Origin of the sequence: Microcoleus sp. B5-D4 (assembly GCF_036705145.1) — a bacterium.
Taxonomy (GTDB): Bacteria; Cyanobacteriota; Cyanobacteriia; order Cyanobacteriales; family Microcoleaceae; genus Microcoleus.
Map to the genome: position 1 here is coordinate 1 of NZ_JAUBTV010000134.1, position 12361 is coordinate 12361.

Annotated in this window: 8 protein-coding genes; 1 reads left to right on the forward strand and 7 read right to left on the reverse strand. The window is 45.3% G+C overall.

The window, feature by feature from the left end; genetic code table 11:
• Positions 1-166: 166 nt before the first annotated feature.
• The 7 genes from QUB10_RS32435 to QUB10_RS32465 all read right to left on the reverse strand — a co-directional run bounded on the left by QUB10_RS32435 (position 167) and on the right by QUB10_RS32465 (position 10484).
• Positions 167-2875 (reverse strand): hypothetical protein, encoded by a 2709-nt coding sequence (locus QUB10_RS32435; protein ID WP_333207229.1) that lies wholly within the window; start codon positions 2873-2875, stop codon positions 167-169.
• Between the two features lie 389 nt (positions 2876-3264).
• Entirely contained in the window at positions 3265-5547 is a 2283-nt protein-coding gene (locus QUB10_RS32440) for a DUF4347 domain-containing protein (RefSeq protein ID WP_333207230.1), read from the reverse strand.
• A 176-nt stretch (positions 5548-5723) separates the two neighbouring features.
• Positions 5724-6143, reverse strand: coding sequence for a hypothetical protein (locus QUB10_RS32445; protein ID WP_333207231.1), 420 nt, complete (start codon positions 6141-6143; stop codon positions 5724-5726).
• A 542-nt stretch (positions 6144-6685) separates the two neighbouring features.
• Positions 6686-7873, reverse strand: a complete 1188-nt coding sequence (locus QUB10_RS32450) for a sigma-70 family RNA polymerase sigma factor (protein ID WP_333207232.1) — start codon at positions 7871-7873, stop codon at positions 6686-6688.
• A gap of 326 nt (positions 7874-8199) precedes the next feature.
• Positions 8200-8976 carry a DUF1350 family protein gene (locus QUB10_RS32455; protein ID WP_333207233.1) on the reverse strand — a complete coding sequence of 259 codons (777 nt, stop codon included), beginning with the start codon at positions 8974-8976 and terminating at the stop codon, positions 8200-8202.
• 152 nt (positions 8977-9128) lie between these two features.
• Entirely contained in the window at positions 9129-9440 is a 312-nt protein-coding gene (locus QUB10_RS32460) for a hypothetical protein (RefSeq protein WP_333207234.1), read from the reverse strand.
• A 12-nt stretch (positions 9441-9452) separates the two neighbouring features.
• A complete protein-coding gene (locus QUB10_RS32465) occupies positions 9453-10484 on the reverse strand; it encodes a glycosyltransferase family 2 protein (RefSeq protein WP_333207235.1) in 1032 nt (343 codons plus the stop codon).
• A gap of 1104 nt (positions 10485-11588) precedes the next feature.
• Here QUB10_RS32465 and QUB10_RS32470 point away from each other — a divergent pair.
• Positions 11589-12317, forward strand: a complete 729-nt coding sequence (locus tag QUB10_RS32470) for a gamma-glutamyltransferase (RefSeq protein WP_333207236.1) — start codon at positions 11589-11591, stop codon at positions 12315-12317.
• Positions 12318-12361: the final 44 nt, after the last annotated feature.

Sequence of the window (12361 nt, forward strand, 5' to 3'; positions counted from 1 at the left end):
GTCCCGCCCGTCCAAAAAAGACGGGCGGGACGCCCATCCCACTTTCAAGAGTGGAAGTTATTTAATTCTCATTCCTTAGATTTTCTCAAACGGTTCACAGGAGGGGATGAGGCAGAAGTCTGATTTTTTATTTGAGCAAATTAGTTTGCTCCTACTCTGGGTAAGATTAACGAGAGAGCGGATTAGCTGGAGAACCAATCCGAAAAAGGATCGTAAAAACATTATCATTCAATAATAAACGATTCCCCAAAACATCATCACCATAATCATATTGCTTATTTTGCCAATTCAGGGATAGGGTAGGACTGTTGTAGTTATTTTCCAGTTGCCAACTTACACTCGCACCGTAGAGAGAGCGAGTGGAGTTTTTATCGATGGGGGCGATATAACCAGACAGAGTTAGAGTGCTTAGAGGACGGATGGTTAACTCAGCGAGTAAGCGATCGTCGTAGGAATTGGGTAGGATATCACCAAAATAGTTAGTCAAACCCAGAGAAAAAATTCCCCAATTTACGCGAGCGCTAACGGCAACTTCACTAGCTGGTGAAATACTAAGTACATCACCAATTCTTGTTTCTCGATCGAGAGCATAATTAAAGCCAGTTGATAAGGTTAAATTGGCCTGCCTACTGAAGGGAAAGGTTTTGGCGACACTCCCCCAAAGTTGGCTGTAATAATCGCGATCGGGGTTGAGATAACCAATCGCACCGCCGCGAAAACTCCAATTGTTTAGCGTATTTCTCGTGTAATCAGCACCGAGGTAGAGTTTGGGCTTTTCTGAAGCAATCACACCCGTATAGTATCGCAGGATATCTTCGCCTCCCGTCCAGTTTCCGGTAAAGCTGAGATGAGGATAGTAAGAGGTTTTTTCCCCATAGATACTTTCTCTCACAAAGTTGACATCTTGCTGTAAAAAGCTCAAATAAACTTGGGCATAAAAATTCTGCAAATTGGCCGTAGAATACTGATTTTGGTTAACCGCAGAGAATAACTGTACATTGCTATTTGCTCCACCTTCTGCACCAGCACCGACAAGGGTGACTTGTGGCCCTGTTGGATCATAAAAGGTTCGACCATCTTCAATATTGCGATCGATCACGGGAGAAAGACCGAGCCAAAGGCTGTTATAATTCGCTCTAGGAACTTGACTTAAGCTGGTGACATTAGGCGTTAAACTTTCGGCCCGTCCGAGTCCAGCGGAATAGATCGTAAAACTACTGCTGGGTAAACGAGTATTATTAGCCGCTAAAAATAAGTTGCGGTTGATATTAGTATTAACGGGATTTTTACTGCCTTGTAGGTCAGGAATGACATCGGGTAAAATTTGCGCGCCCGCTTGAATTGCCGTATTTAGCCAGCGATTTTCATCATCAACAAAGAGAGTAAAGCCTCGAATAGTCCGTCCTAAAACGGCTTCTCGATCATTGGCTTTAACAACTTGACGAACTCGCGAAACAGTACCTGCAATCGTATAGTCAACTTCTTCTTTTCTCTCAACTTTTGTTTTTTGGGATTGGCTGTTTCCCGGATAAGCACCCGAATTGGGAAAATAAAAATCGACACCAATCGGTTGACTGCTGGTTCCCCCTTGAAAGCCGGGAAGCTGCATAAAAGCCAAAGTTTCGGGTTTGACAACCTCGCCAACCTGAGACGTTTGAAAGACGCGGGTAGGTACGAAAAACTCTGGATCTATACTATTGCGATCTATCGCTAAACCTGGGGTATAAGTACATTGTTGGTCACTGGGAGTATTGGGAAAAATACAAGCCCCCGTTAAACTCATTTGAATTTCTAACCCTGTCATGGTTTGGGGTGCGGTAGTTGTGGTTGTAATTGTTCGTTCTAGGGGAACAGTCCGCAGTTGAAAATAAGTGCCTTTTTGGTCTACTCTATAAATATTATTTCGGCTTAAACTTTCACTGACTCGACTGTTAAGTTTGAGAGTGCCATTAAAAAAAATCTCGCTGTCTGTGGTGTCAGCAAAAGTATGGAAACCACTAAACTCCCATTCAGTTAGATGGCTGATGGGAATGTCATTGAGAGGTAAAGTAGTCGTGAAGGGGCTAAGTTTTTCGTCGGGCGCGATTCGAGGTGGAATAATGTAATCGGGGTCAGTAGATGGCGCAGGAGGTTGGGGTAATCCGTTAGGATTATTAGTTGATGGGGGTTTGGTGGGTTCAGGTTCAGGGGCTAAATTTTGGGATGAGGGTTCTAGGTTTGTAGCAGAAGTAGACCAGTTTGGTGTTTCTGATAAAGGGGTGGCTTGTGGAAGGTCGGAAACGCTTGGAGCGCTTCGAGATGGAATAATGTAATCGGGGTCAGTAGATGGCGCAGAAGGTTGGGGTAATCCGTTAGGATTATTAGTTGATTGGGGTTCTCTGGGTTCAGGTTCAGAGGCTAAATTTGGGGATGAGGGTTCCTGGTTTGTAGCAGAAGTAGACCTGTTGGGTGTTTCTGATAAAGGGGTGGTTTCTGGAAGGTCGGAAACACTTGGAGCGCTTCGAGGTGGAATAATGTAATCGGGGTCAGTAGATGGCGCAGAAGGTTGGGCTAATCCGGTAGGATTATTAGTTGACTGGGGTTCTGTGGGTTGAGGTTCAGAGGCTAAATTTTGGGATGAGGGTTCCAATTTTGTAGCAGAAGTAAACCAGTTGGGTGTTTCTGATAAAGGGCTCGTTTCTGGAAGGTCGGAAACACTCGCAGCAGAGGAATCCAGTTGATTCGATGTGTCGAGTAAATTGGAGCGAGTTTCTGCTATGGCTGGGGTTGAGTAAGCGATGCTCAGGAAAGCCAAACCGACGACAATACTACCATTGTATGCTCTTGAAAGGAGCGCCGTAGGGTTAGCGATAAATTTGAGGAGGTTAATCATCATTAAAAGCGCGGTAAGTAGGGATTAAATATATTAGTTAATACAGTGATTCAATTCGGATATCCTGATGATTTAATAACAATTAAATTTCTGGATTTAATATTGTTGTTATATATAGCGGCTCTCAATCATTGGTACAAATATGTAGGGTAGTGCTACCCCTACTCCCCGTGCCTACCCCCCACCGATCGGGGCAACCACGGGGGGTTTGCCATACAAAAATTACACAATTTATTTAGGCTCGCTATAGATGCAATAAAAAAATATTTATTGAAATGAATATTTTGAATGTTTAATAATTATAAAATCAGAATAAAGGGTGCGCTAACGGAAGTTAACGCACCTTATCATTTCAGAATTGAGACAATTAGACAGGCGCGAGAGCGCGAAAATCAGCCCATCAAGGGGGAATTTATGGTAAAATCCTCCGCTCCAATCAAGGCGGAATTTGTGTTAACTAAAGAAGCGAGGGTTTCTCCGGTTGATGAAACTTTAATTAAGGTGGAACTACCACTTTGGGCAATCTGTAAATCGCCGAAAGCTAAACCTCCATCTAATCGGATTATGTCTAGATTATCTTGGAAGCCATAGATCAGATCCTGACCCATTCCCGATGCCAGAACAAAGGTATCAATCCCTGCATTACCATAAAGCCGATCGCTCCCTGCACCGCCATTGAGGATATCATTTCCATCACCCCCATAGAGGATGTCATCACCGTCACCACCGAGGAGTTCGTCATTACCCGCATCTCCATAAAGGCGATCGCTGCCATTACCCCCCAACAGCACATCGTTATCATTGCCACCGTAGGCAATATCGTTGCCGTCACCACCATTGATGGTATCGTTTCCGGCGTTACCGTAGAGGACATCGCTACCTGCTAAACCGTCGATTTTGTCACCAGCCGCAGTACCGCGCAGAATGTCGTTATTGGGTGAACCGGAGATCGTCTTGCTGATCGTCTCATCGATATCATTAATCTTAACCACCAAGTCCTTTTCGTAACTCAGCTCTCCAGCATCGGTAGTGCGAACACGGATGTTGTAAGTTGACTTGGTTTCATAGTCGGGGGAATCCTTGATTTTCAGTTGGGCGCCGTCAATGATAAAGGCATTGTTATCCTCGGAGCCTTCTACCAAGGCGTAAGTAAAAAATTCATCGCCCTCATCGGGGTCGGTGGTGCTGAAGGTTCCAACCAAGGTGTTAGCGGGTACGTTTTCAGGGATGCTGGTCTTGTCGAGACTGATATCGGTAGGAGCGCTATTAGAAGGAACATTTAACCAAACTTGATTTCCCTCCCAACCACCAACAGTAACAGCATCTAGCTTTTGATCTCCATTTAAATCCCCTAAACTTACACCATTAGACCACGAGCCCAAGGGATTTTCTGGGGAGAAAGTACCATCACCATTTCCTAACCAAACTTGATCCCCCTTGTAACCAACAGTAACAGCATCTAGGAGTTTATCTCCATTTACATCCCCTAAACTTACACCTAAAGACCCCGCTCCAAATCGATTTCCTGGGGAGAAAGTACCATCACCTTTTCCTAACCAAACTTGATTCCCCTCCCAACCAACAGTAACAGCATCGAGGAGTTTATCTCCATTTACATCCCCTAAACTTACACCATTAGACTCAGATTTATATACAGATCCATCTAAATCGATGATTTGTCCAAAGGATTGTTGTTGGGAGAAACCCCCAAAACCATCTCCAAACCAAACTTGATTCCCGTTTCTCCCAACAGTAACAGCATCTAGTTTTTGATCTCCATTGACATCCCCTAAACTTACACCATTAGACCCATATCCCAAGGAATTTCCTGGGGAGAAAGTACCATCACCTTGTCCTAACCAAACTTGATTCCCGTTGTAACCAACAGTAACAGCATCGAGGAGTTGATCTCCATTTAAATTCCCTAAACTTACACCTAAAGACCCCGCTCCAAATCGATTTCCTGGGGAGAAAGTACCATCACCCTTTCCTAACCAAACTTGGTTCCCGTTGTAACCACCAAGAACAGGATCTAATTCATCATGTTGTTCTACAACAGTAACCGCATCTAGGTGTCCATCTCCATTTAAATCCCCTAAACTTACACCATTAGACCGATCTCCAAAGGGTTCTCCTGGAATAAAGGATACCAAAATTCCCGGATAGTTCTCTAGTGCTGCTGCTTTAAAGGCTAAGGTAGCAACTGCTTTATTTGTCGTTACCTCTAACTCCCAGTTTCCACCCTTCGCAGCACTCCCTGTCAGAGTCTTAGAAGCGCCAATTTCTGCCCCCGTCAGAGTGTGTAACTTAGTAATAAATTCCGCTCCTGCATCCCCTGCTGCCACATTACAACCATAGAGGAGGATGTTGGCAACATCCCACTGTTGCAGTTGAGTCGCGTAGCCGTTGAGGGTATCTAAACTCAGTTGGCTATTGCCCAGATACAAGCAACCTGGGGAACCGTGAGAAATAATATGAACTGCATCGATATTCTGACGGTGTTGTAAAACCAGGCTAATTTGTTCGATGCCATCGGCCGTCCCATCTAGGACAAAGACTTCAGTAGTGGGAAGAACCCCCTCAATGAGTAGCTCGGCGTTTTCTACTCCGGCATCGATAAAAACAATTGTGGTGGCTGGATTGATAGTTTTTGAAGTATTTAGCATGGGTTTCATCTGGGGAATGTCCTTGTTATTTATCAGAAGGTATTGCGGACAAAAAACCTCTCTTAATGAGGATCTTTCCTGACTTCCTGTGGCGAGAGTCGCTGAGATCCTCATATCAGATTTGAGAGGGGAGAAAATTGATAGAATTTCTGGGTCAGCTTGCTAGCTAACAACTCTCAACAGTTCTAGAGCTTGGGAGAATTAACAACAGCATTGCCAGTAACGGTACCAAGCTGCACGGTGACAGTTCCAGCACTAAAGGTATTTTTTTGTTCGTTAGCTTTGTCGGCGTCAGCAACGGGCGTAACGTCGAAACCAGTCGAATTGCCGACAGTCGAAAAACCCTGTATCCCTGCACTACCCAGAGCCCAAGCTGAGTTCTGTAGACCACCCGCAACACCACTAGCATAGTTGAAAGCAGCAGCAGAAGCGTTTTCTTTACCGACCGCCGCCGAGACAGCCACACCTGTAACCAATGAGTTCGCGCCAACGGTGAAAGCCGCAGAACCTGCTATACCACCTTCACCGGCACGGGCTACGGTAGCGAAACCAAAAGCATTGAGAATAACGAGACCACTAACGAAAGCAATACGACGAATCATCATTTTTCAACTCCAGGGTTGGTTTTTTGTGTTCTATTAGTTAGACGTTTCCCGAAGGCGATTTGTGAATAATTCAGTCTTTAGATAGATGACATCTCTAACTTTTGGGGGTGACGGGGTTTGAGGGAGGATTTGACAAATTCTTGCTACGCAGTCCATCTCTTCCTGAAAATCTAGATTGGCGAAACCAGGGATGCCGAATTTTTCCATGCCAAATTCCGCCTAGCGCCATATCGCGCCCAGCGCCAGTCAATCGATTTTAGATTTTAGATTTTAGATTTTAGATTTACCCCACAGATAAATCTGGGAGCTTGAACTAGGGTCTAAAATTTTTATCTTTCCACGACTTAAGTACGTGGCACGGTATCCGTTTTTGGGCTGGGTTATAGAGAAAGCGGGAATATAGGGGATTGCAGCTCGCGGCAGCATTAATGCCCAATACGCTTGGGTTAAGGAAAATGTTGGGCGGAGTGAAACGGAGGGTTCGTTCCACGGGCCCAACCTACGCACTACTGATTTAAAGCGATTTTCTGCCTGCCTATTTTTCAGATGGAAGAAAGCCAGCCGCCACTGTCTGCCCACATCCTCCTGTACAGTGGAAAAAGCGATACAGCAGACGCACCGTTGCGCGATATGCCTCCTGCACCCTGGCGCGATCGCATTTCGGGCGATCGAACATCGGTCAAGTATTGGTTTTCTCTGTTGAGAAACTGGGAATACAGCGGATTGCAGTCGCTGATGGTACAACAGCCCTGTGCGGGCAGCATTAATGATGCCTGCACACCAAGAGCTTTTTGGCTTTCCCCAGACTCAGAAAGTAATCGGCTGTAGGGGTTAGGGGCGATCGCTTTTTCGCTGTCATCCCGCAGACTATTAGCCAATATCCGTAGGGGCGAATAATCCTTCGCGCTTAGATGCAAAACACACACCGCCGCTTCTTGCTTTTCCTCACCCGCAACAATTTCTCTTTCTTTTATCTCGCCATCAGATTGAGCATTCACTAAAACCGATTCTTGAATTTCCCCACCTGTAACGATTTCTCTTTCTTCAATCTCCTCTTTAACAGGTTTTTTTTCAGCCATACTCTTAGACTTTTTCCCTTTTGCCGACTGAGGAGAAACCCTCGACTTAGGATTAGACAAATCCGAGTCAGTCCCCTCTTCACCGAAATTTTCATTGAACCGCTGACGCAAAATAGCCCGCGCCTGGGAAATGCGCTTGCGGACGTTATCGTAGGATATAGCAAGCTGTTCTGCAATATCTGGATAAGATAGCCCTGATTCAAAATGGAGAAGAAAAGTCTCGCGCAATCTATCTGGCAACTCATCTATTGCGGCGCGAAAAAATAATTCGACTTCTCCCCGCATAGCAGCGCGAACTGGTGTTTCCTCTTTGCTAATTAATTCGGTTTCATTCCCTATAGCAATGGTGTCTAAACTGTCAACTCCTAGTGCACCCCTGTTACGCTCTCGATGGATATCGGCGCACAGGTTATAAGTCAGTTTGGTTAACCAAGCCTTAAAGTTTTTGATATCATCCGTACCATCTCTTGCTTTCTCCCAAGCTTTCAGCATCGCGCGACTGAGGGCATCTTCCGCATCGGTTGGGTTGCCCATCCACTTGCGACAGCAACGGTAAAGATAATCTTGATTATCCTGCCATAATTTCCAAAAAGCTGAATCTATATCTGGAGTGCATGAGGAAGGGACTGATGCAGAACTAGAAATTAACATCTGTGGGTGCCGAAACTCTAAGTGGACAAACAACTGGCGATTAATTTAGGCCGTAATTTACCTAGCCTCAGATGCACCTATCACCATGTTGACTCACCACTCAGGCTCATGTCAGTCGGAAAAGTCGGATCTTTTAAGTCGGAAAAGTCGGAAAAGTCGGATCATCGCGGCTATGAGTGCATAGCTGAGACATCCCTTGGCAGTTTTAGGAGTTACGCAAACGGCTTTTTAACACTATTGGTAGCGTAATGTGCGCCATAAGCACCCTACAGATAGAGTTTATGCGTAATTCCTAAATTTAATCTCACCAAGCTAAAATCTGAACTTTAAGATTTAAAATCCTTGGAGAGAGGATTAAGCCACAGCAGAATTGTCCGTTTTAATTCATTTAATTCCCGATACACTTCTTGTTTGACCCACTGCCCGATCGCGTCGAAGGGCGTAAAAATTTGACCCACAGGCCAGCTAACATCTTGACCCAAGGGCGTTTGATGGTTGCCCGCCAGAGTCTGAACTGTAATCATGTCGGGAAATCGTGCTTTTAGCAGTTTGGTCAACAGCAGGGTTTGGTCGATGTTGTCGCCGTTAAATTTGACTAAAAGATTGCGCCGGATTTGATAGCTATCTTGGACGAGGCGATTAGTCTCTTGCGGGGAGGGGGTAAACTCAACGTTAAAGACGGGGGAAATTTGCTCGACGATCGGGATTGCTTCGGATGCCGCATAATTGTTGAAAGAAATCAGAATATTGCCTGCCCTTTCTATGTCAAACACAGAACCGATCAGCAAGTGCAGTTTGCATCCCATGCTGTGTCCCATACCGTAAATGGGGAGATAGGAAGATTTGAGCAATTTAGTGGCCCGCAGGCGATCGAGGGCATTTTCAAATTTGTTGAGGACATCGCGGGCGATCGCAATATGATCCAAAGTATTGACAAACGGCGTTGCGACTACAACATATCCTTGATTCCCCAAAGCCTCTAACAGCCAGCGATAGGTCACTTGCGGTGCTGTCGCCACAAATGCACCGCCGAGAAAATGCACGATCGCGATCGGTCTTGAAGGAATTAATACCCAATTGCCAGAAATTTCTTGCCAGTCCATAAATTCAATCTAATTCCCAATAAAAAGGCGATCGTCCTCTGAAGGTAGAAGGCCGAATGTTTTATAAATTTTTGCTTTTATTTTCGGCCTCAAAAAGGGGTTTGCTACCCATTTTTTTATTCCAAAAACTTTCCTTTTTACTTATACATTATTTATTCTAACTGTTGTGGGGGCAAATAGCACGGCTGGCGATCGCTGTTATTTTCGCCCTGTATAGGGTTGAAGCTAGTAACCGAATAAATCAAGGCTGATATCCGATCGCGACTTTCACAAATTTTTATATTGTGTCCCATCGCACGGCTGCAAGCCGCTGTAGCTGGTATTGCCGGTAATTGACCCGACAGGATATTAACAGTCAAATACGGCTCAAAACCCCTATATTGCGTATTAATCAGCCCCTGGGCGATCGGCTTCGATTCGGCTTTATTGGCAGCACCTAATTTCTTGACTAAACCCGCATACAACTATAAGATCGTTTAGGACAGCCCCCCGATTTCAGACGATCGCTGGGGGTTTAATTCTGCCGAAGTACCAATACCTTCTGCGGTTTGATGACTCAACTTTTCCTGAGTCTTCATCCATTTCCACTTGTGCACAGTAGCTTGAGGATTGAGCACTGTGGTAGCCACGCCGTAAACAATAGTAGGCAAAACCTCCCGATTTAACCAACTTTGTCCCAGCTTTCTCATGTAGTGCAGTGCCAAAACTTCTCGAAATTTGTTCAGCCTTTGCAAAAGTGGCAAATTCTTAAAACATAACTCTTCGTACTCGTGGAGCGATAACTCTTTTTCTCCCCGCAAGCGCCGCAGTTGGTTTTCTTTGACACAATCAGAAGCTATGCGCTTTTTGAACCAGTGCTTATCTGTGAGAGAGTTCCCTCTAATCCGATAATTTCCCAAAGGTTCTGTCGCCGCTAGCAAGCCATACTTTTGAGCAAGTTTGGTAAATAACTCTGTATCTTCTCCTACCTGCCAATCTTCTGCAAACCCGCCTTCTTTGAGAAGAATGGAACGATGGACTACAACAGAAGAGGGGAAAACCCAAGGACTTTCGCCTGTCTCCTTAATCGCCTGCATTTCTGCTTTAGTTGTAGGATAGGTGGGAATGTAACTCAACTTATTGCCACGCTTGTCTAAATACCGCAAAGCGTGAGCCACAGCTTTGACTTCGGGATTGTCTGCGAGCATCTTCAAACAAACTTCTAACTTATTGGGTTCCCAGGTATCGTCGCTGTCGATAAACGCTACATACTCACATGTGGCGCGATATATCATTAAATTTCTCGACTTAGAAACCCCGTAATTTTGGGGATTCCTGAAGTATTGAATTCTCGAATCTTGCTCGACCAGCTTAGCAGCAACTTTGTCAGTAGCGTCAGTAGAGCAGTCATCAACAATTAAAATTTCTAGATTATTGTGGGTACCATTGAGGACGGAGGCAACTGTCTCGGCCAGAGTGTCGGCAGCATTGAATGCAGGAATGATTACACTGACTTTTTGGCTGTTCATAACTTGCATTAAGGTGTGGTTTGGTAGTTATTCGCCGAAGTATAGTATCGAAGCAGACACTCTGACTCATTTACGTGCAAGTACCTGTAGTCAGAAAACTTGCCTAGGTACTGCCAATATAACAGGTTTACCGACCTCAGTGGTATCTACCATAAGGAGGGGACAGCCGTTAGCAGCCGGAGTGCAGACTATTATTTGGCGGGCAATTTTTCTGACACAAAGGCTACGGGTGCGAGGGATTGAGGGTTTTTTTCGGGGACTGGAGTTGTCATAAATTCGATCGCATCTTTTTGCTTTAATAGGACTTAGCCAGAAAAACCCTGTCTCACGCAAAATGATTGTTTTGATAACTATACAGATCCCCAAAAAACGGCTTTCTGACTCAGTTTGATTCGGGTTGATCGCTGAGCATAATAAGGTTTTTAGTGAGTCCGGGGCGGGCTAGTCTTAACTCAAATTCCTGAATAAAAAACCTCATCACAATTATTTAATAAAATTTGCTAGCAAGAGTGAATAAATCCTCTTTTATTGATTAACTACCCGTCTAAAAAAAGTCAAAAAACGGCTCTAATAATTCTGCAATAGCAATCGTCGCATCATTTGTAAATTTCTTACTCCCTCCCCTTGGGTTCGGGGAGGGCTGGGGTGGGGTCAAAAATTTACGACTCCTGCAAGGATTGCTATATGTGTTGCATTACCATAGCCATCACCTAAAATACTGATTATTTTGCTGTTGCTTAATCAGGCTCTGAAACAAAAATAATTTGAAAATTCAGAAGCTTTGTGAATCCGGGTTTATATGATTTGCATTTTGAGTTTTTCCTACCATAAATCAGCAACGGCGTTTTTCTATGTTTATCAGCTTTTTTGACATCGGTATTTTATCAAAAAAGATGCTTTTTCAAACGTGTTTAATTATTAAATGGCCATAAGCTGTCCCTCATTTCTCTCTTCCTTTTGTACCGCGAGAGCCTCCCAGGGTCAAATCGTTTTCCCGTCTGCCCTAACAGGTAATTTATCTGCGGTTGAACTCAGTAGCGTTAGGTCTTAGCGAAGACGATCGTAGAATTATACTATAAAAAATCCTCGCCTCACCCGTAAAAAATGTTGCCAAATTTCTTGAGTAAAGTGCGAATTTATAGTTGTTACCTCACAGTCTTGGTGTTGGGTGGCTGCCAGCAGCAGCTACAGCCAAAGTTGCAGCAACAGCGCAGCAAACAGGGGATGGCAGTTTCAGCTCACCCCCTGGCGAGCGCTGCGGGGCTGGCCGTGCTGCAACAGGGAGGCAATGCAGTGGATGCGGCGGCTGCTACGGCTTTGGCGATTTCGGTGGTGGAGCCTTTTTCGGCGGGTATCGGCGGCGGGGGTTTTTTACTGTTGCAGCGGGCCCAAACGGGGACTGTGCAAGCGCTGGATTTCCGGGAACGAGCTCCGAAACGGGCGACGCGGGATATGTACCTCGACAAGCAAGGCAAGGTGCGCCAAAGGGCAAGTCTGGACGGGCATTTGGCGGCGGGTATTCCGGGCACTGTTGCTGGACTTTATACGGTGCACCGCGAGTACGGTAAGTTACCTTGGGCACAGGTGGTGGCTCCGGCGATCGCCCTGGCTGAAAAAGGCTTTCCGGTAAGTTCGCGGTTTACCACGGCTACCGGGCGACGACAGGATGTGCTCAAAAAAAACCCGGCGGCGCGGGAGGTTTTTACTCGTGGTGGCATTTTATACCAGCCGGGTGAGATTTTGGTGCAGCGGGATTTGGCGCGGACTTTGCGGCAGATTGCACAAAATCTAACGCAAACGTGCTATGCTATTCTGAAAGATAGGCGGCTATGATAGGCGGCTATCGAAAAATAGACACACAAGTGCAAGAATCTAGA

What these genes read in the sequence shown, in the direction of transcription:
- QUB10_RS32435 (WP_333207229.1), bottom strand. Translation starts at nt 2,875, where the DNA reads ATGATGATTAACCTCCTCAAATTTATCGCTAACCCTACGGCGCTCCTT.
- QUB10_RS32440 (WP_333207230.1), bottom strand. Translation starts at nt 5,547, where the DNA reads ATGAAACCCATGCTAAATACTTCAAAAACTATCAATCCAGCCACCACA.
- QUB10_RS32445 (WP_333207231.1), bottom strand. Translation starts at nt 6,143, where the DNA reads ATGATGATTCGTCGTATTGCTTTCGTTAGTGGTCTCGTTATTCTCAAT.
- QUB10_RS32450 (WP_333207232.1), bottom strand. Translation starts at nt 7,873, where the DNA reads ATGTTAATTTCTAGTTCTGCATCAGTCCCTTCCTCATGCACTCCAGAT.
- QUB10_RS32455 (WP_333207233.1), bottom strand. Translation starts at nt 8,976, where the DNA reads ATGGACTGGCAAGAAATTTCTGGCAATTGGGTATTAATTCCTTCAAGA.
- QUB10_RS32465 (WP_333207235.1), bottom strand. Translation starts at nt 10,484, where the DNA reads ATGAACAGCCAAAAAGTCAGTGTAATCATTCCTGCATTCAATGCTGCC.
- QUB10_RS32470 (WP_333207236.1), top strand. Translation starts at nt 11,589, where the DNA reads ATGTTGCCAAATTTCTTGAGTAAAGTGCGAATTTATAGTTGTTACCTC.